Raw genomic sequence first — 25,079 nt, 5'->3', positions numbered from 1 at the left:
AATTATACTAAATAGAGTTATTTATTAAAAAAAGTGATGTTTGTCCAAATTTAAAAGTATTTTTTAATTTAATTAATTGGATATTAAAGAATTTTAATCGTTATTTTATAAGGAACATATGAAAACACGCTATAAGATTTTCGGTGGTATAGTACTTATGTTGGGCTTACAAGCGTTGGCATTGGCTAACCCAAAAGCAGCCACCGTTGAAGATGAATTTAAAGCTGCTTTATTCTGCCAAACCGAGGCTTTTGATGCACGCGATGCCAAAACAGTAGCGCGACTACGTGAACACAATATTAAAGTTAAAAATTTGGAAGAAGATGGACTGATTAATCAGGAATTTCATTTTGCCACACCGTTTAACGTTGATAATGTTACAGTATCTGTTGTGCGTTATCTTGGTGATAGTGGGTCTTATTTTTTTGCTATCGCTAAAGGGGATATGAATAATTTTGCTCAATCGATTGGCGCAAAACCAATTCCTAATGAGCTAAAACAAACGCTTTCTTGGGGGAATATCAATCAATATTATAAATATACTGCCCCTGTGACTACTGATAATCCTTATCCAAAGACAGTGCTTATTGGTCGCGATCAAGACGCTAAAACCGGTGAATTTTATTTTGGTTGTCTGGAAGTAGATAACTAACTGTATTTGATTGAAGAATGGTAAGTTGTTTACCACTCTTTTGGGTTTTAATTATGCGTTTTTAGTTATATCTACATGATTAATTTGTAATTATTATTGCTGATTCTTTCTTGATTTATACGCTTGTCCCCAATCTAACATCGCATCATGTACTTGTTTTAAACTTTGCCCGACTTCGGTAAGAGTATATTCAACTTTAGGGGGAACCTCAGCATAGACTTTACGATGAATAAGACCACTTTTTTCCATTGCTCTTAAATGTTGAGTTAACACTTTTTGTGATATGCCATTTAGTGATTTTTTTAATTCGCCAAAACGTTTAGTGCCGGTCAGTAAGTCACGGATAATGAGTACTTTCCATTTATCACCCATTAGCATTAATGTAGTTTCAACAGGGCAAGGTGGTAAGTTGTCAATGGTTAACATATCAATAATTCCTTTAAATTCAACAATGGTTCCAAATTGGATACTATATTACTACTTAGTACCTACTTTACAATAGAAACTTTGAATATTAATCTAAATATCGTGTTTGGGTCGTAGATGCTCAGTAAATTAGGCATTAACCAAAATTTAAAATATTTTATTTAGATAAGACAAAAGGAGTGGATAATGAAAATTGCAGTTATTGGTGCTAATGGTAAATCAGGTAGTTTGATTGTTAAAGAAGCGCTATCGCGTGGGCATGATGTTACCGCCATTGTACGTAAAGCTGATGCGAAAGTTGATCCTAAAGCAAACGTGCTAGTTAAAGATCTTTTTCAACTTACATACGACGATTTGAAACCTTTTGATGTCATTATTGATGCGTTCGCGGCGTGGACGCCCGACACCCTTCCACAACATCAAACTAGCTTAAAACATTTAACTGATATTTTAAGTGGTAAACCTAATCGCTTGTTAGTTGTTGGTGGAGCGGGAAGCTTGTACGTTAACCCAGAACAAACAGTTCGTTTAGTTGATACACCGCAATTCCCTGACGAGTTTAAACCGCTAGCCAATAATATGGCTAAAGGCCTTGATCAATTGAAAAAATGCGATGACGTACAATGGACCTATTTAAGTCCAGCTATTGAGTTTATCGCTGATGGACCAAGAACCGGTCATTACACTTCTGGCGGTGAGCAAGTTTTATTCAATAGTAACGGTAAAAGCCACGTTAGCTATGCCGATTATGCAATTGCTATGATCGACGAAGCTGAACATGCTAAACATATTAAACAACGTTTTACTATTGTTACTGAGTAATCTTTAGACATTACCTTACATTAAGTCGTTGTGATTAATGTAAGGTAGTTAAAACCGATCACCTTTCCCCCAATAAACCACTCTATTTATCAACTATTAATAACCATTTTTATCGTATTTGGTTGAGTAGCTGTTTATTAATCATTTACAGATAAATTTAGGAAAATAGGATACGTCAGTACGCAAATTCGTTTAGTGCTTATATGGTTTATTTGATAAATGTTATGTCATACGTTTTGGTGTTGCTTAACCTAATGCACCATAATGTTTAAAAACAGTCTGCAATAATTATAAAGTGGATCATTTTGGTGCGTAAAGATCAAATAAGTAGCAATGATACGTGGTTTTTGCCTTGGTATGTTTTTTGCACAAAAATGTAGTAATGAACAGTAATAATGAATAAGATGAACAATAAGCGTTATTACAAGTATATTTTTTACTAATCATTTTTGGAAAATTATTATGCAGTATGATCGAATTATAAAAAATGGTATTGTCATTTTAGAATCAGGTGAAGTCCGTACTGATGTTGCCATTAAAAATGGCAAAATTGCAGCCATTGCTCCAGATCTAAATGGTGCACATGAAGTTATTGATGCTCAAGGTTTAATTGTTAGCCCAGGTATGGTTGATGTACATGTACATATAAGCGAACCTGGCGGTATTCGTTGTGAGTGGGAAGGTTATGTCACTGGTACCAAAGCTTGCGCTAAAGGTGGCGTGACAACCTTTGTTGAAATGCCACTTAATCAACTGCCAGCAACCACTTGTGGTGATACACTTCGACAAAAATACGCTGCCGGTGAGGGCAAACTCTATGTTGATGTTGCTTCATTTGGCGGTTTAGTTCCTTATAACCTCACTAATGGTGGCATTGAAGCACAAGTTAAAGAAGGTGTTACCGCATTTAAATGTTTTATGGCAACGTGTGGCTCTCCTACTTTAGAGGGCGATTTTGCAAACGTTAATGACTATGCGCTTTGGGAGGGCATGCGTCAAATTGCTAAAACCGGTAAGTTACTGGCTATTCATGCTGAGAATGCCGCCATTACCGACATGTTAGGTAAACAAGCCAAAGATCGAGGTGAAACGCGCGTTTCACAGTATGTGGCAACCCGTCCTATTTTTACAGAAGTAGAAGCAATTCGCCGGGCAATCTTTTTTGCTAAACAAACGGGGTGCCGTATTCATATTTGTCATGTGGCGTGCCCAGAAGGCGTTGAAGAGGTGATAAAAGCGCGTCAAGAAGGGGTTGATGTCACTTGCGAAACCTGTATTCATTATCTCTATTTTACCACCGATGAACTTGATGCTATCGGACCTTTAGCAAAATGTTCACCCCCTATTCGTGATAAACAAGCCCAAGATGGATTATGGAAATATCTATTTTCTGGTCACATTATTACCGCCGTATCTGACCATTCTCCTTGTACTTATGAAATGAAAAATAAAACTAATGCATTTGATGCATGGGGTGGAATTTCGGGTGTACAAAATAATGTCGATATTTTCTTTGATGAAGCGGTGCAAAAACGCGGTATGTCATTAAAACAGTTTGCCGATATCATCGCTAAAAATCCTGCTGAGCGTTATAACTTACCAACTAAAGGTTCAATTCAGATTGGTAAAGATGCGGATATTATCTTTATCAAACCGCAATCAAGTTATGTGGTAAGGGCAGAAGATTTTGAATATCGTAATAAATTTAGTCCTTATGTTGGACGACAAATTAACGCACAAGTGGTACGTACGTTATTACGTGGCGAAACAGTTTACAATTTCACTACGGGTATTGAATCGACACCAAAAGGATCATTTATTCGTCGTTAGTTTGAATATAGCGGCGTTAAAAAGTTAAGTACGAAAGGAATAGGTAATGAATAATAATCGCCCTCAATTATCTAATAACCAATTAAATATTGATAAATCACTATTACCCAAAACACCACAACAGCGTACGGTTAATCCTTTGGCATATGCTTTTATGTGGATTGGTGATGGTGTGAATCTTGGCAATATGACCTTAGGTGCCAGTTTAGTGGTTGCCGGTTTTGCCACTATGAATATTGTGCAAACTTTTATGGCGGCTTTGATTGCTATTTTAATTATTACCAGTATTTTTGTACTTAATGATCGCTTAGGTTACCGTACTGGCATTCCTTATGTTGTCCAACTTAGAATGTCATTTGGTATAAAAGGTTCGATAATCTCTTCACTGCTTCGTGGTATTCCAGGTATTGTCTGGTATGGCTTTCAAAGTTGGATAGGTGGCACGGCACTTAATGAAATTATCAAAATTCTATCCAATGAGAGTTTTGATAATGTCTTTATCTGTTTTGTGGTTTTACAATTTATACAAATTGGGTTATCACTGTATGGCTTTCATGCGATTAAATGGGTTGAGATATTAATATCATTAGTTATTCTATCCGCACTTGTCTATGCTTTTATTTTATTACTTCGCAATCATCAAACTGTCATTATTGAAAAATGGATTAATACTCAAGGAACTTGGGGATTACCATTTTTTGGTTTTATTATGATGTTTTTAGGTAATTATGCTGCAATATTTTTGAGTGCGGCGGATTATTCACGCGAACTCAAATCAGGTATTAGTAACGGTAAACGCGGATTGTTATATTTTGTACCTATCACCATTGCCTATGGATTTGTTATCACAATTGGTGCTATGTTAGCATCGGTGACAGGCAACAGTAACCCAGTTAAAGCTTTTGCAATTGTTGTTGATAATTCTTATATTACTGTTGCGGTATCGTCATTTATTGTACTTGGGGCGATTGCAGTTAACATGGTGGCAAATATTATTCCACCGGCATATGTGATTAGTTTATTAACTAAAGTCAAATATAAATCAGCGGTAACGATCACGGGGTTACTCGCCATTGCTTCTTTTCCTTGGATCTTAGTGCAAGACTCATCAGCCAAGGGCTTAGGCCTATTTATTTTGATCTATTCTGCGTTCTTAGGGCCAATTGTGGCAATTTTACTTGTAGAGTATTATCTATTAAGGCGCCAACAAGTCGATATTAATGAACTCTATAATAAAAATGGTCAATTTGCAGGCTTTAATAAAGCTGCTATTTTAGCAATGTTTATTGGCTCGGCTGCCGCGTTTTGTGAAGTGAGTTTATCGTGGCTAATTGGCTTTTTTGTTGGTGGATTGAGTTATATTCTATTAACAAAATATGCCTTTAAACAATCCCCATTTAGAAAAGGTACTATTTTTGAAAAAAGTAATAAGTGATATTGAATGATGATCATTACTGATAATGATCATCTTTGTTAACTCAGTTATGCTTTAGCGACTTTCGCTAGTCAACCAATTTTAATGCTTATTTATGTTATGTTCTATTAGGTATTGCCAATTTGGCATGTCACCTTAATTTCACGATTATCAGTAATTTCAAGATTAGATAATACTGCCAATTGTGGAAAATTAGGTCGCAAAAACTGTGATAGCATCAGCCTTAGTGAGTGGTTAACTAATAATACTGGTGGCGCGCCGATTGCTTCTTGTTGATGAAGTGCTTGTTTAAGTTGTTCAATGATTTGCTCGGCAAGCCCCGGTTCAACATGACTGGTATTTTGCATGGCTTGCAGTAATAAACGTTCTAAATTGATATCTAAGCCAATCACCTCGATTGGATTGTTACCTGCAAACCATTGTTGAGTGATGACTCTACCTAAAGCAATCCTGACTATACTCAATAATTGATAAACATCATTTTGATTTGGTGCGTTTTCACAAATGGTTTCAATAATAGTGCGCATATCACGAATAGACACTTTTTCCGCTATTAAATTTTGTAGTATTTTATGAAAGGTTGTTAACGTTACAACCTCTGGAATAAAATCTTCAACTAACTTAGGTACCTCTTGTTTCAGGCGGTCAAGCAGTTCTTGGGTTTCTAATCTGCCTAATAATTCGCTGGCAAATTGTTGTAGTAAGTGGTTAAAATGTGTGGCAATCATGGTGCTGGTATCGACAACGGTATAACCTAATATTTGTGCATTTTCTTTATTGCTTTCATCTATCCAGATTGCCGGTAATCCAAAAGCCGGCTCGGTTGTTGCAATACCCTCAATGGTTTCTACCACTTTACCTGGATTGATTGCCAACCATTTATTATTCATAATTTCACCTTGCCCAATTTCACCACCTTTTATAAATAATTTGTATTGGTAAGGGGCTAAGGACAAATTGTCACGAATATGTACTTGTGGTGGTAAAAATCCAAAAGTTTGTGCAAATTTTTTACGTAAACTGCGTATTCGACCAAGTAATTCGCCATTTTGTGATTGATCAACCATTGGAATTAACCCATATCCGACTTCCATCGCTAAAGTATCTTCAATATTGACATCCGACCAAGATGCTTCAATATTACTTGGTGTAGTGGCATCGACATTGACTTGTTTGGTTTGTTGTTTAACCTCATTTTTTTTATATTTAGCTAACCACCAAGCAATAGCCAATAATAGACCGGTAAACAATAAAAACACTAAATTTGGCATACCAGGAATTAAACCAAGTAGCCCTATCACAGCCGCTGTTAAAATTAATACTTGTGGATTTTTAAATAACTGGTTGAGCATCTGCTCACTAATATTTTCTTGCGAGCTGACTCTAGTTACAATCACGCCTGCGGCGGTTGAAATAATCAGTGAGGGAATTTGAGCGACTAAACCATCACCAATGGTTAGTAAGACATAAGTTTTACTGGCATCAGCAAGTGTCATATCATGTTGCATAATACCAACCATTAAACCACCAATAATGGTAATGGCCATGATTAATAAGCCGGCAATGGCATCGCCACGGACAAATTTACTGGCACCATCCATCGAACCATAAAAATCAGCTTCTTGCGTGACTTCGGCTCGGCGCGCTTTGGCTTCGTCTTCACCAATTAATCCAGCATTAAGATCAGCATCAATCGCCATTTGTTTACCTGGCATACCATCAAGCGCAAAGCGCGCACCCACTTCGGCTATACGCCCAGCCCCTTTGGTGATAACCATAAAGTTAATAATCACCAAAATAATAAACACCACAATGCCTATTGCAAAATTACCACCAACCAAGAAATGGCCAAAAGCTTCAATAACTCGCCCTGCGGCAGCACTACCTGTATGACCTTTTAATAACACGACGCGCGTTGACGCAACATTCAACGATAATCGCAATAAGGTGGCAAAAAGTAAAACAGTTGGAAAGGCAGCAAAATCAAGTACTCGCTTAGTAAATAATGCAACAATTAAAATAATAATCGACAAAGCAATGTTAAAGGTAAAAAACAGATCTAATACAAATGCCGGTAAGGGCAATATCATCATCGATAGTATTAATAAAATCAGTAATGGACCGGCTAATATTTGATAATGACCAGTTTTTAATGCGTTTATTGATAATATATTGAGTAATTTAGATTTAATCATAAAAATAGTGGTTGCCTTTATTTATTTTCAGATAAAAAATCGGGTATGGGTAAGTTATTGGGTTTTGCTGGTTTGTTGCCACCATGTTTACGCCAATGTTTTAATTGATACACCCAAGCTAAAATTTGCGCGACAGCGGTATAAAGTTCAGTCGGAATGGTTTGACCAATTTCACCGTGACGATATAACGCGCGAGCAAGTGGTGGTGCTTCTAATTGTGGAATATCATGTTCACTGGCGATTTCTTTAATCCGTAAAGCCGTGTTATCGGTGCCTTTGGCAAGTAATTTAGGGGCCGCCATAGTTTTTTCATCATAGTGTAAAGCCACCGCATAATGGGTTGGATTGGTGATAATCACATTTGCCTTACTTACATCGTTCATCATTCGGCGCCTTGCCATCGCTTGTTGCACTTGACGAATGCGCCCTTTGATTTGCGGATTGCCCTCTTGCTCTTTAAACTCATCTTTAATCTCTTGTTTCGACATGCGCAATTTTTTTAAATTGCTCCATATTTGATAAAAAATATCAAACCCCACCATTGGAATTAAAGATATGACGGCAAATAACCCACAAATCATAATTAATTGTGCGGCTTTTGCTAACGCATTGCTTAAATACATGTTGGGCAATGAGAGTATGGTAGAAAATTGGTGTAATAAAAAAAGTGCGCATGCAGCAGAAATTAACACGACTTTAAGGATAGATTTGAGTAGTTCAGAAAAAATTTTCGTACTAAATAATCGACCGAATCCGGCAATTGGATTGAGTTTTTTAAAATTAGGTTTAATTGATTGCAAACTAAATAGTAAGCCGCCAACACAAATCGGCGCTAGGATAGCTACAATCACTAAACCTAAAAAAATTGGCAAAATAGACCAAAAACCAGCTGTGAATAAATTAACCAAATTAAAAATGACTAGCTTATCATCCAAAACATGATTAGACACTTTCATTGCTGTTTTGATAATAACGATCAAATTGCCAACTAAATTGGCACCGATCATCGAAAATAGTGTAATACCTACCAGTAATATGATTAACGAAGTTAGTTCACGCGATCGTGGAATCTGCCCCTTTTCTTTAGCTTTTTTGATTTTACTATCTGTGGGTTGTTCGCTTTTATCTAAATCACTGTCGTCAGCCATATTGAGCTTAAATAAAATTTAGGGGATAAGAATAGTGACAGTATGAACTCAACTCGAAAAAGTTATTGGCTAGAAAAGACCCTAAATTACGGGGTATTTATCGCGTTTACTAACATATAATATCTTTTATCACTAAACTTTGGCGCGTTTTGATGAAATAATTTCGGTCTGTTGATAACCGTGATTAGTATAAACAACCGGATTATTAATGCTTTTTAAATAATCAATTGATTGTTGTGTTAAGTTCATACGTTTTTGAATAATCATGCCATTTTCACGATTAATTAGCGCTAATTGTTGTGTGGTATTGACAATAAATTGCCATTTATCAGCAAGCTTTGCTTTTTCACTATAAGGTGATTGGATATTATGCTGTTTGCTAAAATTTATGCGCTTTTCGTCGAGTAATTTTAACTCAATGAGTAGTTGGTTTTTTTGGTTAATAACTGCATTGAGTTGATTGATAGCACTATTTTCAATCAATATTTGCTGTTCATTGTTAAGAACGTCGGATAATGTTTGCAACATAATGATGACGTTATCTAAAATGTTGTCTAATTCTAACATTTTTATTTCCCTTCAGTTTTGAATTAGCTTTTAATATCTTCAATAGTTTGTTGAATTAACGCATCTGCAATTTTACTTGGATTAATCACTAAACTACCGTTGCTAATTGCCTGCTTTATTGTCTTTATTTTTTCGATATCAATATCGTTCTCACTGCACTGCAATTGTGCCATAACATGTTGACTTAACCTTAAGTCAGTGCAAGTGGTTGAATCATTTTTTTCTGGTACAGATGCCTTTGGATTTTTTTGTTGTTCATTGATTACCTCACGGCTGAGTAGTCCCGATATTGTTGTCACCAATTTAGTTGCATCTATACTCATAAAATACCTTTAATTGAAGTTCAAATTTAAATGATTTGTTTAATGTTATTATCGGCAAAAATTTGAAAATCATTAATTTTATTTATTGATTAATTATTATACCTTGCTCACTGACAATACCTTCAACAATCGTGCCTGTATTGAGTTTAACGTGAATATAATCACCCGAGGCACCATTAGCCAACGTTTTACCTTTAGTTGCCACTAAATAACCATCTCCATTGATGATCACTTTAACCTGTTGTCCGGCTTTAACCTGCCAGTGTCTCTTAATCATTGAAGTTTTTATGGGTTCTTGTGGATCGATATGCCGTATTGCAATATGGTTAATAATTTGGCTTTTATCTAAAATGATTGTGGCCGGGAGTTTGTCTAATTGACCTGATTGCTCTGTTATGTGTTGTTCTGTAATTTTGGTGTCGGCATTTATTGCTTGATTGGCAACAATATAACTGCCAACCACATCGACATAGAGTTGGATATATTTGGTTTGATTTTTACATTTTGCACTCAGGGTAAGGTTGCCCCATAGTTTATTTTTACTTAGTAATTTTAATGTTGGTTTACGGCAGTTTAAATCAGGTTGAGCGGCTAGATAACGAATCGCAATATGATCGATTTTTTTATCTTGCAATTGTTCCAAAATAAAATGATGGATCTGATTATCAAGTACATCAGCAAACGATGTTTTCCAGCCTAATAGTATAAAAATGCAAAATATCAATCTAATAAAAAATGTCATAGTTACTTGTTTTTAAAATTATTTATGGTCGAATTTTACTGTATGCGTAAATGGTTTGAATGTTGAAATAAGGACAATTTTTGGTGTTATTTGTACGATGATTTTTTTTTGATTCACTTAAAATTCAAAACATCAATAAAGGTGAGATGATTTTTATGCTGAATAAATTAGATACATTTGTGAATTTTCATCAACAAGCATTAAATATACGTGAAACACGTCAACAGATTTTAGCTGCAAATATTGCTAACAGTGATACGCCGCATTATCAGGCTAGAGATATTGATTTTAATGCTGAATTAAACAAAGCACTGAATAATCAAAATAATATTAATGGCGTAAAACTGCAAGTGACTAACAAAAATCATATTGCAATTCAATCACCTATAACAACCAATACCAATCTTCTTTATCGTATTGCTTATCAAGCTTCGGCTGATGGGAATACTGTCGAAATGGATCAAGAGCGCACGGAATTTATCGACAACACGATTCATTATCAAAGCAATTTAACCTTTTTAGGTGAACAATTTAAGAATGTAATGTCAGTATTACAGCAAGGATAACAATAGATATGAGTTTCTCTATTTTTTCAATTTCAGCTTCAGCCTTAATGGCGCAAACGCAGCGGATGAATGTCAGTGCCAGTAACCTTGCTAATGCTGACAGTGTGACCAGTACTTCAGGTCAAGCTTATCGCGCTAAACAGGTGGTGTTTAGTGTTGATCATCAGGGCTATCAAAATCACATTGCTGGTGTAAAAGTTACCCAAGTTATTGATGATCCAACTCCGATGAATTTAGTTTACGAACCCCATCATCCACTGGCTGATGAGCAAGGTTATATTCAAAAACCTAATGTCGATATTGTCGGTGAAATGGTTAACACGATTTCGGCTTCGCGCAGTTATCAGGCAAATGTAGAAGTCATTAATACGGTAAAAAGTTTAATGTTAAAAACACTGACCTTAGGACAGTAGTAAGGAGTCATTTATGGGAGTGTCTAACGTACCGGTTTCGGAATCATCAACGATAAAAAGCCCACAATCCATGCAAAAAAGTGCAGCGGAAGCAAATTCAAGTAAAGAGTTGCAAGATAACTTTTTAACGCTGCTTATTGCTCAAATGAAGAATCAAGATCCAACTAATCCAATGGATAACAGCCAATTAACTTCGCAGCTGGCTCAAATTAATACCTTAGCTGGCATTGAAAGGTTAAACACAACATTAGGGGTAGTATCTGGTCAAATTGACGATAGTCTTTCTGTTAATGCCAGTAACCTGATTGGTAAAGGTGTGATGGTACCAGGTAATAAAATTTTGGTTGCTACCTCAGAACAAGATGAGAGCGGTGGTGAGCGCGAAACCATTACTACCCCATTTGGTTTTGAATTAGCCCGTGATGCGGATTCTGTTGTTATTACCATTAAAGATGAAAATGGAAATGTGGTACGTGAAGTTGATTTAGGTTCGATTTCCGCTGGGGTGAGCTCTTTTACTTGGGATGGTGAACTTAATGATGGAACAACAGCCCCGGATGGCAGTTATACCTTTACCGTTAAGGCGACAAGCGATGGGCAAAGTGTATCGTCAACGTCACTATCTTATTCTGTCGTTTATGGCGTTATAAATAGTCAAGTGAATAATAAAGTCTTACTTGATTTAGGCATACTTGGTTCAATTAGTATTGACGAAGTTCGTCAAATTCTTTAGGGAGATAAAGTTTATATGGGATTTTCTCAAGCAATTAGCGGTATGAATGCCGCATCAAAACAGTTAGATGTTATTGGTAATAATATTGCTAACTCTGCAACAGTAGGCTTTAAAAGTGCGAGTATTTCATTTGCCGATATTTATGCTGGCTCAAAAGTCGGTATGGGCGTGAAAGTGGCGGCTGTTATGCAAAATTTTAATGATGGCACCGCAACTTCAACCAATAATAGTTTAGATGTTGCTATCTCGGGGAATGGTTTTTTTCGTTTAGTGGATAGTAGTGGTCAAGTTTACTATACCCGTAATGGGCAATTTCAATTAGATGCTGAGCGCAATATTATTTCTGCTGATGGTTTGCAATTAACGGGTTATCTGGCATCAGGTACACCGCCCAAAGTACAACAAGGTAGTGCGCCTGGACCTCTTAAAATTTCGCAAGAAATGTTAAATGCATCAGCGACAACCAAGGCATCGTTACAAACCAATTTAAATTCAAACAGCAAAATACCTGAAAAACAACCTGTCAATGCGCTTGATGCTGATACGTTCAATTATTCCACAACTGTTACTACTTATGATTCATTGGGTAATCAACGTAATGTTCAGCTTTTTTATGTCAAAACTGCCGACAATCAATGGGATGTGCATTATATCGATGGTAGTGATCCGAGCAGTAATTTACAAAAAATTGGGCAGATGGAGTTTGATTCCTCGGGAAAACTCATTAGCAATCCTGAAATGACGATTAATATTAAAGGACTTAACGGATCGGCTGATAATACCTTTACTTTATCATTAGCCAATAGCTCGCAACAAAATATGGGTAAGGAAGTTGGCAGCATCAAAACACCTGTGGTCGATGGTTATGCACCGGGGGATTTAGTCGGTTACAGTATTAGTGATGATGGTTCGATTTATGGTATCTATTCTAATCAACAAACGATGTTACTGGGTCAAATTGCGATGGCTGATTTTGCCAATGTCAATGGATTGGAATCAGCCGGCAACAATAACTGGCGCTCAACCATTAATTCTGGTGCTGAAGTGCTCGGTATTGCAAATTCGGGGACTTTAGGTGCATTAACCAGTGGCGCAGTTGAGTCATCAAATGTCGATATGAGTCAAGAATTGGTCAATATGATTGTTGCTCAACGTAACTACCAATCTAATTCACAAACAATTAAGACTCAAGATCAGATCTTAAATACACTAGTGAATCTTCGTTGATATAAAGGTTATTTATGGATCGCGTTATTTATACTGCTATGTCAGCAGCGAGTCAGACACTTCATCAGCAGTCTATTACTGCCAATAATCTTGCTAATGTATCGACAGTAGGATTTCGAGCACAGCTAACAGCGATGAAAGCTGTTCCTATCATTGGCAATGATAGACCAACAAGGACTATGGTTACCGCGACAACACCAACCTTTGATTCGCAAATGGGGACATTTAATTATACCGGACGTGATTTAGATGTTGCATTGGCAAAAGATCATTGGTTGGCCGTGCAACTACCTGATGGTAGCGAAGCATACACGCGCAATGGCGCTATCGAGATTGATGAAAATGGCACGCTTAAAGTACAAGGTTATCCATTACTCGGTGATAATGATGTATTAACTGTGCCCCAAGGTTCACAAGTTACTATTAGTTCTGATGGAACCTTATCGGCTTTGGGGGCGGGTGACCAGCCAACGACAATTGCGCAAGTGGGTAAAATAAAAAAAGTACAGCTTGAACGTAATGAAATTGTACGGGGTGATAATGGCTTGTTCCAATTAACACAAGCAACACGCGATACCCGAGGCGCGGTTATGCAAGATAACCCTAATACTAAATTGATGTCAGGGGTTTTAGAGGGCAGTAATGTTAATCCGGTTGCTGCTATGGTTAATTTAATTAGCCACTCGCGTCAGTTTGAAATGCAGATGAAAGAGATTATGACGGCTGACGAAAATGCACAAAAAGCCAATCAAATTTTATCATTAACTTAAATGGAATAGGAAAAACAACCATGATTAAATCATTATGGATAGCCAAAACAGGCTTAACTGCCCAGCAAATGAATATGGATATTATTTCTAATAATTTGGCTAACGTTAGTACCGGTGGATTCAAACGGCAACGGGCTGTTTTTGAAGATTTGCTTTATCAAACTATCCGCCAGCCAGGTGCACAATCTTCAGAGCAAACCACCTTACCTTCTGGATTACAAATTGGTACAGGAGTAAGACCGGTTGCAACTGAACGTATTCATAGTCAAGGTAATTTAGAATTAACTGACAATAGCAGTGATATTGCTATTAATGGGCAAGGTTTCTTTCAAGTTTTAATGCCCGATGGCACGCAAGCTTATACGCGCAGTGGTGCTTTTCAAGTCAATCAAAATGGACAGCTAGTGACCGCGGCCGGTTATGAAATTCAGCCAACAATCAATATTCCATCAAACGCAATTAAAATGACCGTAGGCCGTGATGGCGTTGTCAATGTCACGTTAGCTAATCAATCAACACAAGTGCAAGTCGGGCAGTTAACATTACACACTTTTATTAATGATACCGGGCTTGAAAGTGTTGGTGAAAACCTTTACCTCGAAACCGAAAGTTCTGGTGCACCAACTGAAAACACACCAGGGTTAAATGGCGCAGGTTTGTTATATCAAGGTTATATAGAAACATCGAATGTCAACGTTGCTGAAGAATTAGTTAACATGATTCAAGTGCAACGTGCTTATGAAATTAATAGTAAAGCTATTTCGGCCTCAGACCAAATGCTACAACGATTAAATCAACTCTAAACAGTAATCATGCGATGAACATAATGCGATATCTTGGTATTTTAACCGTATTTCTTTTGTTGGGTTGTGCCCAATTACCTAAAAAACCTTTAGTTGAGGGCGAAACAAGCATTGAACCAATGCTGCCTGTAATAGGTAATTCAACCGGTTCGATTTATCAGTCTTCACAACCCACTAGTTTTGGTTATCAACCGATGTTTGAAGATCGTCGTCCTCGTAACATTGGTGATGTGTTAACTATTGTGTTACAAGAAAATGTAAGCGCCAGTAAAAGTTCATCAATCAATGCGGGGCGAAACGGTTCAACCGATTTAAGTGTCAAAGCCGTGCCGCAATTTCTTGATGGCCTAATTGGACGAGGCAAAGTTGATACTGATATTTCTGGTGCAAATGATTTTAAAGGGTCTGGCGGGGCGAATGCAAAAAACACCTTTAGCGGCACGATTACAGTGACGGTTCAAGATGTCATGGTCAATGGTAATTTAAAAGTCATTGGTGAAAAACAAATAGCTATAAATCAAGGCACCGAGTTTATTCGATTTTCAGGTGTGGTTAATCCAAGAACTATTAGTGGCAACAATACGGTTATTTCAACACAAGTTGCTGATGCGCGTATTGAGTATGTCGGTAATGGTTACATTGACGAGGCACAAACCATGGGTTGGTTGCAGCGTCTATTTTTTAATTTTTCTCCATTTTAATGAGTAGTGTTATGCTGAAAAATTTGCGTTTTATTCTCTGTTTTAGTTTGACAATGATCGCAGGTATGCCACTGAGTCATGCTGAGCGTATACGTGATTTAGTCTCTATTCAAGGTGTCAGAGAAAATGCTTTAGTGGGTTATGGTTTGGTTGTGGGGCTTGATGGTACTGGCGACCAAACATCGCAAACTCCATTTACTATTCAAAGTATCACTAACATGCTTTCTCAACTCGGTATTACGGTGCCATCGGGCAGCAACATGCAGCTTAAAAATGTGGCTGCGGTGATGGTAACAGCAAAATTGCCTTCTTACGCCCGAGTGGGACAGCAAATTGATGTGGTGGTGTCCTCACTGGGTAATGCTAAAAGCTTGCGAGGCGGAACATTGATTATGACGCCGTTAAAAGGGGCAGATAATCAAGTTTATGCCATTGCTCAGGGCAATCTTTTTGTTGGCGGCATGGGCGCAAACAGTAAAAATAGCAGTGTGAGTATTAATCAAATGTCAGGCGCAACCATTCCAAATGGTGCGACAATTGAACGCGAATTGGCAACGCGATTAGATGAACAAAATACAATGTATTTGCATCTAAACCATTTTGATTTTACCCAAGCGTTGAAAATTGCTGATGCGATTAATAAGTTACAAAAAAATACAGCGGTCGCTTTAGATGGGACTACTGTTAGCCTATCTATGCCCAAAGACAGCCAAGCAAGGGTGAAATTTTTATCACAAATTCAAAATTTAGAAATTGGTGTGACGCCAATTTCAGCTAAAGTGGTGATAAATACGCGAACCGGTGTTGTGGTGATGAATCAAAAAGTAAAATTAGATAATTGTGCAGTCGCACATGGTAACTTATCTGTTGTGGTCAATAATAAACTAAAAGTCAGTCAACCCAACACGCCATTAGCAGGCGGTGCAACTGCTATTATCCCTGATGATCAAGTCAGTATAACGCAAGATGGTGGGGCACTACATAATCTCGCTTCAGGTACAGATTTGAAACATGTGATTAATTCGCTAAATGTATTAGGCGCCACCCCAACCGAATTGATGTCAATACTTGAAGCATTAAAAACCGCAGGCTGTTTGCATGCAGCATTAGAAACAATTTAAATTTGAAAATTGAAGATGAATAATAAAATTGGCCAGAGTTTTAACCGTTTTGCTTATGATTTATCGAGTTTGCATCATTTAAAACGAAATGTGACAACCGGTGCAAATGATAGTATCAAACAAGTTGCCGAACAATTTGAAACACTTTTTATTAATATGATGATGCAATCAATGCGTAAGGCTGTACCAGAAGGGGGATTATTTACTAGTGCAGCCACTCAGCTGTTTACCTCGATGTTTGATCAGCAAATAGCACAACAATCTGCAGGTAAAGGATTGGGATTAGCCAATATGCTCACTCAACAATTAACCAAGTCTTCACCTGATGCAGCCAAGATTAACATGCAGTCTAATAGCAATAATAAACATCCTAATTTAAAATTGGCTCAATCTTTATTTTCTGAAAATACTTCGCATCTTTCACCTCAAGCATTAGGGCAAATGCTGTATCATCAACATAAGGCAGACAATGCATCACAACTTAAGTCAAATGAGTTAGCTTTTGACACTACACGCCAAGATCTTGATGCTGATCATGTTACAACCTTCGTGCAACAGTGGCTTAAACCCGCTAAGCAAGCATCGGGGATTTCTGGTATTCCTTATGAAGTTATAATTGCACAAGCAGCATTAGAAACGGGCTGGGGGCAAAAGGAAATTAAAACAGCAGATAATCTCACCAGTCACAATTACTTTGGGATTAAAGCGACGCCTGCCTGGAAAGGTAGTTCAACGCGCTTAACCACTCAAGAATTTGTGAATAATCGGATGATAAAAATTCAGGATGAATTTAAAGTTTATAACAGTAAACAACATGCATTGACTGATTATCTCAATTTATTAACCAAAAGTCCTCGTTATCGTGCTGTGGTTAATGCGCCTGATGCTCGCTCAGCTGCCAAAGCATTACAAGCGGCAAATTATGCTACCGATCCAAACTATAGTGATAAACTAATTCAAATTATTGGTCGTATTGAGCAAATTGCAGCAACAATACCATCGATATCCACCCGTGGTTTTAAACAAATTGCTTTTAACTAAGCGCACTTTGGTTGTTGGCGCGAGTTGCTATAATCAAAAAGGCGGGTAAACCCGCCTTTAATTTTTAGAGATGTCTTACTGATGATGATTGCAACAAAAGTACAACTATTAAAAATAGTTAATTACTTCATTTGAAATAAAGACATACTTTGCATATTCATAAAAGTATATTGCGCAGCTTGTAAATTTGCCTGTAACATTACATAATCTGAAATTGCTTCATACCAGTCGACATCTTCAATTTGACTGATTTGGGTTTCAAATTCAATATCTAAGCTGTCACCTAAAGCCGATAATCTTTCTACTTCTGCTAATACTGTTCCGCCAGCCGCTCTTAAAGTTGATATGTTATCAAAAGCATTATCAATCCCTAAACTTGCTTGAGTTAATCCTGCTCGAAATTGCTTAATGGCATCTTCATCGTTATTGTCTAATTTCATATTTAACGCATCAAGCGCATAATCTAGGCTGGCAAAGATGTCGCTTGGTGCATCAGGTTGGTTTGGATTGGCGCCACTCATAAAGGTTTGTGCACCGGTAAAACTAAGTGAAACTTCGCGCGTGTCATCAATCAAAACGTTAATTTGTGATGTTCCACCCACATAATTGACTTTACCTGCTTCATCAACAACAAATGGTGGTGTGTCGTTTTTGTTACCGGCAAATAAATAATTACCATTGGTATCTTTAGCATTGGCTAATGAAATAAGTTGATCTTTTAAACCTTGTAATTTGTTGGCAAGATCTTGGCGGTTTTCGTCATTTAATGTTTCGTTTCCGGCATAAACTAACGTTTCTTGAATAGTTTGAATGACGGTATTAACTTCTTTTAAAATCGTATCTTGTCGGCTTAATGATTTATCAACACTTTCGCGTGCTGCTTGGAATTGATCGTTCTTCGACTGTGCTTGTTTAAGGATCAGTGCTTGTGATGCCCCCATCGGATCATCTGAAGGTGTTAAAATTTTCTTACCTGTTGCTAAATGTAATCCAGATTTTTGCCATTTATTGTTAGTATTTAAGATACTATTTAAATTTTTTTGATACATTGAATTAGTACTAATTCGCATTATTAAACCCTTTTATCAATTAGCCAAACCTAAGATGGTATCGAATAGTGTTGTTGCAGCATCAATTACTTTTGCATTAGCTTGATAATACTGCATATAAACCTGCATCGAAATATACTCTTCTTCAATATTAACCCCTGATATAGATTGATTTTGCTCATAAATCTGATCTGTAATATTTTGGTTGGATTGCAGAGAAATTTTGGCGGTATGCGTTTCACTGCCAATATAACTTACTAAGGTGTTGTAAGCGCTGTTTAATGTTTTGGTGCCATTAATTAATTTTTCATTTTGTATCTCTAAAAATTTTGCCACATTACGATTGTCACCAGTCCCGTTTTCGTCATCGGCAAGCCCAGTAGCAAGTTGATTAACATCTTTTACCAACAATTGTAATGACGAAGCAATATTAGCAACCGGTTTAAGCATAAACGAATCGCCATTAACTGGTGTACCTGTGATTTTTATTGATAAACCATCAAAGTTTAATGCACCATTCTCAACTTGAGGCGTGATTTGCTGATTGTCCGATAATCGCGTTACTATCCAATCACTACCATTAAATTCGATTTTATAATCAGACGCTTTAACATCCTTAACTGATTGATAATCAATGGTTACCGTGGCATTTCCCTGATTTTTAATATTGGCGATACTGCTAGGCGCATTGTAATCAAATAATTTTTCGCCAGCATTACCATTGATATCAACACCTGACATATGGACTTGATTAAATCTTTCAGCTAAATTTAATGCAATTAAACCTAATTGATTACGTGCTTCTAGGAGTGGTCCATCACGAGAAGTTAATAATCCATTTAATCGGCCTGATGTGATATGTTGACTTGTGAGTTCTTGAGTCGCACCAGAAGGATGAGTGTAAATAATTGTATTTAAAGAAGGGTCATCTGTTGAAGGTTGTACTGATAGTTGATTAACTGATGCACCTTGTACTAAATTTAAGCCATTACTAAGCGAAATATTATATTGACCATTTTGTTCGGTGACAGTGATGCCGATAATTTCACTTAATTCATTGACTAGCTGATCGCGTTCATCAAGCAGCGCATTAGGTTGGTTTGCTTCACCCACAGCCTGTAGTTTTGAAATTTTTTGATTTAGTTCTGCAATTTGTTTGGTATAAGCGTTGATTTGATTAACGTTATTGCTTAGTTCAGTATTAATATTGGCAATTTGATTTTTTAAATTTAATTCGGTTTTATTAAATTGATTTACTAGTGAAGTGAGATCGCTAATCACCGTTTGCTTAGTTGCAGCGTCAGCGGCATTTGATGAAAGTTTATTTAAGCTAGAAAATAAATTATTGAGTTGTGATGCAATACTATTTTCATTTTCAGCTAATAAATTATCCACTTTAGATAATTCATTGTAATACGCTTTTATTGAACCATTTTGTGACTGTGCTTGGCGTAATTGTCCAACAACAAATCCATTAAAGGCTCGATTAACAGCACTGACGCACACACCATTACCAACAAAACCAAAACCATATTTAGTACTATTTGCTTGGCTTAAAATTTGTTGTTGTCGATTATAACCCGTAGTATGTGCATTACTGATATTATTGCTTATAACATTAAGCATATTTTGTGCTGCATTTAATCCACTAATACCAGTATTCATCAATGAATTTGACATAAAAACTCCCAAATATAGTGTTAGTTAGTCACGCAATAATTAACTAAACGAATATTGTCTATATCGGATTAATTGCTAAAAACTTTAATTATTTTTTGCAAAATTAAACAACGCTGATTTTTGGTAAAACTTTTTATGCTGCATTACTCGGATTGAATTTTTTGTGATTGTTTTAAAAAATCAATGCCAGTCATATTATTTTCATCTTCAATATATTGTTGTGCTGATTTATTTAGGATTAAAATACTGATACGACGATTGGCATCATTACTGTAATTGGGTTTATTTAAGCTTACGGTATCAGCCAATCCAATAATACGAATAATTTTGTTTGAATCTAAGCCACCAGCAATCAGTTCTCTTCTTGATGAGTTTGCTCTGTCAGCTGATAACTCCCAATTACTATAACCCCGATCACCTGTGATATACTGGCGTTCATCGGTATGACCCGATAGCGTAATTTTGTTAGGTAGTGAATTAATGATTGGTGCTAATGCATTTAAAATTTCTTGCATATTAGGGTGAATCACAGCACTGCCGACATCAAACATGGGCTTATCATCGCTAGCCAAAATTTGGATTCGTAACCCCATTTCAGTCAATTCTATAATTAAATTTGCCGCTAATTTTTTAAGTCGTGGATCGAGTTCAAATACTTCATTAATTTTGCGTGCGGTTTCGATTAACTGTAATTTTTCAACCTGTTTTTTCTCAGAATCAGTCAGGTCTTGATGCAAGGTGGTATTGTTTTCTTCCCCTATTTTTTTGTGAAAATCATCGCCACCGCCAGGTATTGGACTTTCACTATCACTGAGGTTTTTTCCGCCATTTTGCCCCAGTATTAAAGGGGTTCTAAAATATTCAGCAATGCCTTGTAATTCTTGAGGGCTAGCTTTAGCAATTAACCACATGACTAAAAATAGTGCCATCATAGCGGTCATAAAGTCGGCATAGGCGATTTTCCAAGAACCACCATGATGCCCACCACTATGCCCAGATTTTTTTTTAGAGATAATTATTTTTACTGAGTTGTTTTTCATTGTTCACTGTTTTCTGTTTGCTGAGTATTTTTTTCTTTGATTTCTTGTAGGTATTTTTCTAATTCAAAGAAAGAAGGTCTTTCATGAGAAAATATGGTTTTACGTCCAAATTCAATACAAATTTGAGGGGCATAGTCATGCATACTTGCAATTAATATCACTTTGACACATTCCAAGATTTTTACACTGTCGGCGTTTTTTTGTCTTAAAAGTGCAGCTAAAGGTGAAACAAAACCGTAGGCGAGTAATATACCTAAAAACGTTCCTACCATCGCGTGAGCAATTAATTCTCCTAATTCGCTTGCCGGTCTGTCAGCTTGTGCTAACGTATTAATAACCCCCATAACGGCTGCAACGATACCAAATGCGGGTAAGCCATCGCCTACACTTGAAATGGCATCGACTGGTTTTTCTAATTCATGTAACTTGGTTTCAATTTCTTCATTCATTAATGCTTCAATTTCGTATACTTCCATGTTGCCACTAATCATTAATCGCAAATAATCTGTTATAAAATCACAGATTTGAGGATTTGCTAAAATAAGTGGATAAGCTTTAAATAGTTCACTTTCTTTCGGGTTATCAATATCAGCCTCAATAGATAATCCGCCATTTTGGCGAACTTTAGTTAAAATGGTGTACATTAAATTAATCAGAGTTAAGTACAATGTTTTATTATATTTTGATGTCTTAAATAATTGACCTAACGATTTAAGTGTAGCGATAATGATTTTTTTTTCGTTACTGACAATAAATGCACCGATAGCGGTTCCGCCGATAATTAGAAATTCTAACGGTTGAAAAAGTACGGCTAAATACCCTCCACTAAGTACATACCCAACTAGGGCAGAAGCGATAACAACGATATATCCTACAATGATGAGCATTGGCTTTCCTTTTTCTCCATAAACTGATCGTGATTAACTATGCTTATTTTTTTATAATGTTGATTTAAGCTGTCATTTGTTTTGCAATAATCGAATTAAAACCATTGGGTATTGATAATACTTGTAAGCATTTTGCATGGTTTTCTTTCTGTGTTTTGTTATTTTTTTCTGCCCTTGACGGTGGTTGGCATAAACTACAAATAAAACTATTATGCGGTTGATAAGCATGGGTAATAAATCGCCCTTTACATGCTTTGCAGCATGATTGTTGCATTACATTGCTTTCAACAAATTTGACTAAGATCCACGCTCTGGTAAGTCCTAAAACTGGCTCTTCATTATAAGACGGACATTGCTCTAAATACAGTTGGTAGGCTTTTAGAATTGATTGAATGCCGGGTTTGGTACCATGTTTCACCAAAAAGTGATAAGCATTATAAAAAATACTAGAGTGAATATTGGGTTCCCATGTCATAAACCAGGTGGTCGAAAAGGGTAATAATCCTTTAGGAGGTGGACAACCTTGGATCTCTTTATATAATTTGATTAATTTACCACGACTTAAGTTGGTTTCGCTTTCCAGCATTTGAATTCTAGCACCTAACGAAATTAGTCGAATGGCCAGTTGAACTTCCTTATATTTTTGAATAATACTTGTGCATCTCATCCTAATTTCCTATTACTTATTGATTGAATCTAATAGTAAACTAGATAAAAGAATTCCCGTATGCATCTGCTTAATGTCACTCACACGAGATTCTTCGGTTAGTTTTTTCATCATTTCTGAATTTTCAAAACGTAATTTAAATGTTAATTGGTTGGTTTCAGACAACACTAACATTTGAGAAGCACTGAGATTACTAAGCATGTCTGCTGTTTCTTCATCAATACCTAGTCGATACATCGCCATTACTTTATCTTTTTCAAGCATGCGTTGACTTAGTAGTAATGTTGAAAGATTCAAATGATGTATGCATTTAAGAATATCGTCATCTAATATATTACCCAATTTAATCACCAATCCCTATTCAGTAAAATTCGCATTAAAAAGTGCGAAATAAATAAATTTTTATTAGAAATATTTTTTTATGCTTAAAATTACATTTTTAAACGAAAAAAATCAATAAAAAAATAATTTCAATTTATTTTCGATTAATTAAATTTTATTTAGCTTTTTTTTATAAGCTAATTTTACTTTGTATTCTTTTTATTGCTTGGCTGTGTAATTGGCTGACTCGTGACTCACTAATATCCATAATTTTACCAATCTCTTTTAAATTGAGCTCTTCCTGATAGTAAAGCGCCAACACCATTTTTTCTTTTTCTGGCAGTTTTTCTATTTGTTCAATAATGATATTACGCATTTCATCGTTAATGATGTTGGAAAAAGGCGTGTTATCATCTTGATAATCAATCATCGCATCCAAACTGTCACCAAGTTTTTTTTGTATTTCGTCGTAAGAATATAGTTGGCTATAATTGGAATCTAATAATATTTTTCGATATTCGCTTAGAGATAATTGTAAGTAATTGGCAATTTGTTGATCAGTTGGTGCAACACCTAACTGCTGTTCAAGTTGATGAATTGCCTGAGTGACATCTTTAATTTTTTTGCGTGTTTGTCTAGGTAGCCAATCTCGACTACGTAACTCATCTAACATGGCGCCTTTGATTCGCGGGATGGCGAAGGTTGTAAACGTATTACCTTGTGATGCATCATAACGTTTTATTGTGTCTAATAAACCGATATAACCAACTTGTAATAAATCATCAAGCTCTACTGTTGTAGGTAAACGTACTGCTAATTTTAGTGCTTCATTACGAACCAAATGAGTATATTTTTGCCAATCAGCTTCATTCATTACACCTTGTGAGTTATAAAGCTTATCATTCATTTTATGAACCAATGTAAAAAATGCCTGATGGTATTATGGTGATAATCGGTTAATTTAATGGCGAGAATAGCGTAATAAATAATAGGTATTTGGCATTATTAGCAATAACGGAAATTAAACCGTTATTGCTAAGTTCAAAATTAGAGTAACCAGAAAAATTTAGACTAAAAACTTATTGTAATAAAGATAGTACTGATTGTGGTACTTGGTTAGCTTGTGCTAATACAGATGTACCTGCTTGTTGTAAAATTTGACCGCGCGTCATATTAGATACTTCGGTTGCATAATCAGCATCTTCAATTCGGCTACGTGCAGAACTTAAGTTATTTACTGTGTTATTGATGTTATTCACAGTTGATTCAAAACGGTTTTGTACCGCACCAAGCTCACCACGTAATGCATCAATTTTTGATAATGCTGCATCAAGTGTTTTTAATGGATCTGCTGTTGGTGTGTTTGATACATTGAAAGCGGCTAGACCTAATTCTGTACTATCAATTTTTTTCAAATTGATTTCAATGGTTTCGCCGTCATTTGCGCCAACTTGGATTTTTAGTGATTTATCTGCTGACAATACTTTAGAACCATTGAAATCAGTTTGTTTAGATACACGGTCGATCTCTTCTAAACGTTGATCGATTTCGTTTTGGATTGACTCTAAATCGCTTTGAGAGTTAGTGCCGTTTGCTGCTTGAACGGTTAATTCACGAATACGTTGTACGTTGTTATTAATTTCGTTTAATGCACCTTCAGTTGTTTGCGCAAGTGAGATACCATCATTTGCATTACGTGCTGCTTGAGTTAAACCTTTAATGTTTGAAGAAAAACGGTTAGCGATAGCTTGACCTGCTGCGTCATCTTTAGCGCTGTTAATACGCATACCAGATGAAAGACGTTCAATAGCTGTGCCAAGCACACTTTGTGAATTGTTAAGGTTATTTTTTGCCATTAAAGACATCGTATTAGTATTAATTACTTGTGCCATTTTTATCTCCTTTAATATTATTAGTAAA

27 protein-coding genes are annotated in these 25,079 nt (G+C 36.2%); 13 read left to right on the top strand and 14 right to left on the bottom strand.

The features are described 5' to 3' along the window. The first annotated feature begins 118 nt into the window (after nt 1–118). Nucleotides 119–652 carry a hypothetical protein gene (locus tag J3U63_RS07005; protein WP_267371076.1) on the top strand — a complete coding sequence of 178 codons (534 nt, stop codon included), beginning with the start codon at nt 119–121 and terminating at the stop codon, nt 650–652. A 93-nt stretch (nt 653–745) separates the two neighbouring features. On the opposite strand, the gene J3U63_RS07000 is transcribed toward J3U63_RS07005, so the two are convergent. Further along, nucleotides 746–1,078, bottom strand: coding sequence for a winged helix-turn-helix transcriptional regulator (locus J3U63_RS07000; RefSeq protein ID WP_267334063.1), 333 nt, complete (start codon nt 1,076–1,078; stop codon nt 746–748). A gap of 186 nt (nt 1,079–1,264) precedes the next feature. On the opposite strand from J3U63_RS07000, the gene J3U63_RS06995 reads away from it, so the two are divergent. The 3 genes from J3U63_RS06995 (at nt 1,265) to J3U63_RS06985 (ending at nt 5,165) form a co-directional block, all read left to right on the top strand. Then, on the top strand, nt 1,265–1,900 hold the full coding sequence (locus J3U63_RS06995; protein ID WP_267344732.1) for an NAD(P)-dependent oxidoreductase: 636 nt from the start codon (nt 1,265–1,267) through the stop codon (nt 1,898–1,900). 462 nt (nt 1,901–2,362) lie between these two features. Further along, a complete protein-coding gene (gene allB, locus J3U63_RS06990) occupies nt 2,363–3,730 on the top strand; it encodes an allantoinase AllB (RefSeq protein ID WP_267371074.1) in 1,368 nt (455 codons plus the stop codon). Nucleotides 3,731–3,776: 46 nt separating this feature from the next. Then, on the top strand, nt 3,777–5,165 hold the full coding sequence (locus J3U63_RS06985; RefSeq protein WP_267334067.1) for an NCS1 family transporter: 1,389 nt from the start codon (nt 3,777–3,779) through the stop codon (nt 5,163–5,165). Between the two features lie 107 nt (nt 5,166–5,272). Here J3U63_RS06985 and flhA read toward each other — a convergent pair whose 3' ends face one another. From flhA to flgA, 5 genes are all read right to left on the bottom strand, one after another. After that, nucleotides 5,273–7,360, bottom strand: coding sequence for a flagellar biosynthesis protein FlhA (gene flhA / locus J3U63_RS06980; RefSeq protein WP_267371072.1), 2,088 nt, complete (start codon nt 7,358–7,360; stop codon nt 5,273–5,275). A gap of 17 nt (nt 7,361–7,377) precedes the next feature. Next, nucleotides 7,378–8,508 (bottom strand): flagellar biosynthesis protein FlhB, encoded by a 1,131-nt coding sequence (gene flhB / locus J3U63_RS06975; RefSeq protein WP_267371070.1) that lies wholly within the window; start codon nt 8,506–8,508, stop codon nt 7,378–7,380. A gap of 132 nt (nt 8,509–8,640) precedes the next feature. Further along, nucleotides 8,641–9,075 carry a flagella synthesis protein FlgN gene (locus J3U63_RS06970; protein WP_267344723.1) on the bottom strand — a complete coding sequence of 145 codons (435 nt, stop codon included), beginning with the start codon at nt 9,073–9,075 and terminating at the stop codon, nt 8,641–8,643. A gap of 23 nt (nt 9,076–9,098) precedes the next feature. Further along, the gene (gene flgM, locus J3U63_RS06965; RefSeq protein ID WP_267334071.1) at nt 9,099–9,398 is read right to left on the bottom strand and encodes a flagellar biosynthesis anti-sigma factor FlgM; all 300 of its coding nucleotides are present in this window, start codon (nt 9,396–9,398) and stop codon (nt 9,099–9,101) included. Nucleotides 9,399–9,480: 82 nt separating this feature from the next. Then, nucleotides 9,481–10,140 carry a flagellar basal body P-ring formation chaperone FlgA gene (flgA, locus tag J3U63_RS06960; RefSeq protein ID WP_267334072.1) on the bottom strand — a complete coding sequence of 220 codons (660 nt, stop codon included), beginning with the start codon at nt 10,138–10,140 and terminating at the stop codon, nt 9,481–9,483. A 155-nt stretch (nt 10,141–10,295) separates the two neighbouring features. Between flgA and flgB the strand changes: the two genes are divergently transcribed. The 9 genes from flgB to flgJ are packed head-to-tail and all read left to right on the top strand — an operon-like array spanning nt 10,296 to nt 17,515. Further along, nucleotides 10,296–10,706, top strand: coding sequence for a flagellar basal body rod protein FlgB (flgB, locus tag J3U63_RS06955; protein ID WP_065633081.1), 411 nt, complete (start codon nt 10,296–10,298; stop codon nt 10,704–10,706). 8 nt (nt 10,707–10,714) lie between these two features. After that, nucleotides 10,715–11,119 (top strand): flagellar basal body rod protein FlgC, encoded by a 405-nt coding sequence (gene flgC, locus J3U63_RS06950; protein ID WP_065633067.1) that lies wholly within the window; start codon nt 10,715–10,717, stop codon nt 11,117–11,119. A gap of 13 nt (nt 11,120–11,132) precedes the next feature. Beyond that, entirely contained in the window at nt 11,133–11,852 is a 720-nt protein-coding gene (gene flgD / locus J3U63_RS06945; RefSeq protein ID WP_081297424.1) for a flagellar hook assembly protein FlgD, read from the top strand. A 15-nt stretch (nt 11,853–11,867) separates the two neighbouring features. Next, nucleotides 11,868–13,079, top strand: coding sequence for a flagellar hook protein FlgE (gene flgE / locus J3U63_RS06940; protein WP_267334073.1), 1,212 nt, complete (start codon nt 11,868–11,870; stop codon nt 13,077–13,079). 14 nt (nt 13,080–13,093) lie between these two features. Further along, nucleotides 13,094–13,849, top strand: coding sequence for a flagellar basal body rod protein FlgF (locus J3U63_RS06935; protein ID WP_267371068.1), 756 nt, complete (start codon nt 13,094–13,096; stop codon nt 13,847–13,849). A 20-nt stretch (nt 13,850–13,869) separates the two neighbouring features. Beyond that, nucleotides 13,870–14,652, top strand: a complete 783-nt coding sequence (gene flgG / locus J3U63_RS06930) for a flagellar basal-body rod protein FlgG (protein WP_065633064.1) — start codon at nt 13,870–13,872, stop codon at nt 14,650–14,652. Nucleotides 14,653–14,666: 14 nt separating this feature from the next. Continuing rightward, on the top strand, nt 14,667–15,353 hold the full coding sequence (locus tag J3U63_RS06925; RefSeq protein ID WP_065799319.1) for a flagellar basal body L-ring protein FlgH: 687 nt from the start codon (nt 14,667–14,669) through the stop codon (nt 15,351–15,353). 11 nt (nt 15,354–15,364) lie between these two features. Then, nucleotides 15,365–16,474 (top strand): flagellar basal body P-ring protein FlgI, encoded by a 1,110-nt coding sequence (locus J3U63_RS06920; protein WP_323849470.1) that lies wholly within the window; start codon nt 15,365–15,367, stop codon nt 16,472–16,474. Between the two features lie 15 nt (nt 16,475–16,489). Further along, nucleotides 16,490–17,515, top strand: a complete 1,026-nt coding sequence (gene flgJ, locus J3U63_RS06915; protein ID WP_267334075.1) for a flagellar assembly peptidoglycan hydrolase FlgJ — start codon at nt 16,490–16,492, stop codon at nt 17,513–17,515. Between the two features lie 122 nt (nt 17,516–17,637). On the opposite strand, the gene flgL is transcribed toward flgJ, so the two are convergent. From flgL to J3U63_RS06875, 8 genes are all read right to left on the bottom strand, one after another. Beyond that, nucleotides 17,638–18,585, bottom strand: coding sequence for a flagellar hook-associated protein FlgL (flgL, locus tag J3U63_RS06910; protein WP_267334076.1), 948 nt, complete (start codon nt 18,583–18,585; stop codon nt 17,638–17,640). A gap of 15 nt (nt 18,586–18,600) precedes the next feature. Then, complete coding sequence (flgK, locus tag J3U63_RS06905) at nt 18,601–20,244, bottom strand: flagellar hook-associated protein FlgK (protein WP_267334077.1); 1,644 nt, start codon at nt 20,242–20,244, stop codon at nt 18,601–18,603. A 143-nt stretch (nt 20,245–20,387) separates the two neighbouring features. Further along, entirely contained in the window at nt 20,388–21,284 is an 897-nt protein-coding gene (motB, locus tag J3U63_RS06900) for a flagellar motor protein MotB (RefSeq protein WP_267334078.1), read from the bottom strand. Then, nucleotides 21,281–22,171, bottom strand: coding sequence for a flagellar motor stator protein MotA (gene motA, locus J3U63_RS06895; protein WP_267334079.1), 891 nt, complete (start codon nt 22,169–22,171; stop codon nt 21,281–21,283). Before motA ends, motB begins: the two co-directional genes overlap by 4 nt. A 64-nt stretch (nt 22,172–22,235) precedes the next feature. Continuing rightward, nucleotides 22,236–22,838 carry a flagellar transcriptional regulator FlhC gene (flhC, locus tag J3U63_RS06890; RefSeq protein ID WP_267334080.1) on the bottom strand — a complete coding sequence of 201 codons (603 nt, stop codon included), beginning with the start codon at nt 22,836–22,838 and terminating at the stop codon, nt 22,236–22,238. Between the two features lie 12 nt (nt 22,839–22,850). Further along, entirely contained in the window at nt 22,851–23,171 is a 321-nt protein-coding gene (gene flhD, locus J3U63_RS06885) for a flagellar transcriptional regulator FlhD (protein WP_141671490.1), read from the bottom strand. Between the two features lie 178 nt (nt 23,172–23,349). Further along, nucleotides 23,350–24,066: an RNA polymerase sigma factor FliA gene (locus J3U63_RS06880; RefSeq protein WP_267334081.1), complete on the bottom strand. Its 717-nt coding sequence runs from the start codon at nt 24,064–24,066 to the stop codon at nt 23,350–23,352. 172 nt (nt 24,067–24,238) lie between these two features. Next, nucleotides 24,239–25,051: a flagellin gene (locus J3U63_RS06875; protein ID WP_267334082.1), complete on the bottom strand. Its 813-nt coding sequence runs from the start codon at nt 25,049–25,051 to the stop codon at nt 24,239–24,241. Between the last annotated feature and the right edge of the window lie 28 nt (nt 25,052–25,079).

Origin of the sequence: Gilliamella sp. B2838, assembly GCF_026536185.1 — a bacterium.
Lineage (GTDB): Bacteria > Pseudomonadota > Gammaproteobacteria > Enterobacterales > Orbaceae > Gilliamella.
Note: the sequence above shows the minus strand (reverse complement) of the source record. Positions and strands in the feature narration are given on the sequence as shown.

Bases quoted from the DNA above. Each gene is read 5' to 3' on its own strand.
- J3U63_RS06995 (WP_267344732.1), top strand. From the start codon at position 1,265: ATGAAAATTGCAGTTATTGGTGCTAATGGTAAATCAGGTAGTTTGATT.
- J3U63_RS06985 (WP_267334067.1), top strand. From the start codon at position 3,777: ATGAATAATAATCGCCCTCAATTATCTAATAACCAATTAAATATTGAT.
- flgM (WP_267334071.1), bottom strand. From the start codon at position 9,398: ATGAGTATAGATGCAACTAAATTGGTGACAACAATATCGGGACTACTC.
- J3U63_RS06920 (WP_323849470.1), top strand. From the start codon at position 15,365: ATGCTGAAAAATTTGCGTTTTATTCTCTGTTTTAGTTTGACAATGATC.
- flgC (WP_065633067.1), top strand. From the start codon at position 10,715: ATGAGTTTCTCTATTTTTTCAATTTCAGCTTCAGCCTTAATGGCGCAA.
- flgL (WP_267334076.1), bottom strand. From the start codon at position 18,585: ATGCGAATTAGTACTAATTCAATGTATCAAAAAAATTTAAATAGTATC.
- J3U63_RS07005 (WP_267371076.1), top strand. From the start codon at position 119: ATGAAAACACGCTATAAGATTTTCGGTGGTATAGTACTTATGTTGGGC.
- flhA (WP_267371072.1), bottom strand. From the start codon at position 7,360: ATGATTAAATCTAAATTACTCAATATATTATCAATAAACGCATTAAAA.
- J3U63_RS07000 (WP_267334063.1), bottom strand. From the start codon at position 1,078: ATGTTAACCATTGACAACTTACCACCTTGCCCTGTTGAAACTACATTA.
- flgG (WP_065633064.1), top strand. From the start codon at position 13,870: ATGATTAAATCATTATGGATAGCCAAAACAGGCTTAACTGCCCAGCAA.
- J3U63_RS06880 (WP_267334081.1), bottom strand. From the start codon at position 24,066: ATGAATGATAAGCTTTATAACTCACAAGGTGTAATGAATGAAGCTGAT.
- flgD (WP_081297424.1), top strand. From the start codon at position 11,133: ATGGGAGTGTCTAACGTACCGGTTTCGGAATCATCAACGATAAAAAGC.
- J3U63_RS06925 (WP_065799319.1), top strand. From the start codon at position 14,667: ATGAACATAATGCGATATCTTGGTATTTTAACCGTATTTCTTTTGTTG.
- J3U63_RS06875 (WP_267334082.1), bottom strand. From the start codon at position 25,051: ATGGCACAAGTAATTAATACTAATACGATGTCTTTAATGGCAAAAAAT.
- motB (WP_267334078.1), bottom strand. From the start codon at position 21,284: ATGAAAAACAACTCAGTAAAAATAATTATCTCTAAAAAAAAATCTGGG.
- flgJ (WP_267334075.1), top strand. From the start codon at position 16,490: ATGAATAATAAAATTGGCCAGAGTTTTAACCGTTTTGCTTATGATTTA.
- allB (WP_267371074.1), top strand. From the start codon at position 2,363: ATGCAGTATGATCGAATTATAAAAAATGGTATTGTCATTTTAGAATCA.
- flhC (WP_267334080.1), bottom strand. From the start codon at position 22,838: ATGAGATGCACAAGTATTATTCAAAAATATAAGGAAGTTCAACTGGCC.
- J3U63_RS06935 (WP_267371068.1), top strand. From the start codon at position 13,094: ATGGATCGCGTTATTTATACTGCTATGTCAGCAGCGAGTCAGACACTT.
- J3U63_RS06970 (WP_267344723.1), bottom strand. From the start codon at position 9,075: ATGTTAGAATTAGACAACATTTTAGATAACGTCATCATTATGTTGCAA.
- flgE (WP_267334073.1), top strand. From the start codon at position 11,868: ATGGGATTTTCTCAAGCAATTAGCGGTATGAATGCCGCATCAAAACAG.
- flgK (WP_267334077.1), bottom strand. From the start codon at position 20,244: ATGTCAAATTCATTGATGAATACTGGTATTAGTGGATTAAATGCAGCA.
- flhB (WP_267371070.1), bottom strand. From the start codon at position 8,508: ATGGCTGACGACAGTGATTTAGATAAAAGCGAACAACCCACAGATAGT.
- motA (WP_267334079.1), bottom strand. From the start codon at position 22,171: ATGCTCATCATTGTAGGATATATCGTTGTTATCGCTTCTGCCCTAGTT.
- flgA (WP_267334072.1), bottom strand. From the start codon at position 10,140: ATGACATTTTTTATTAGATTGATATTTTGCATTTTTATACTATTAGGC.
- flgB (WP_065633081.1), top strand. From the start codon at position 10,296: ATGCTGAATAAATTAGATACATTTGTGAATTTTCATCAACAAGCATTA.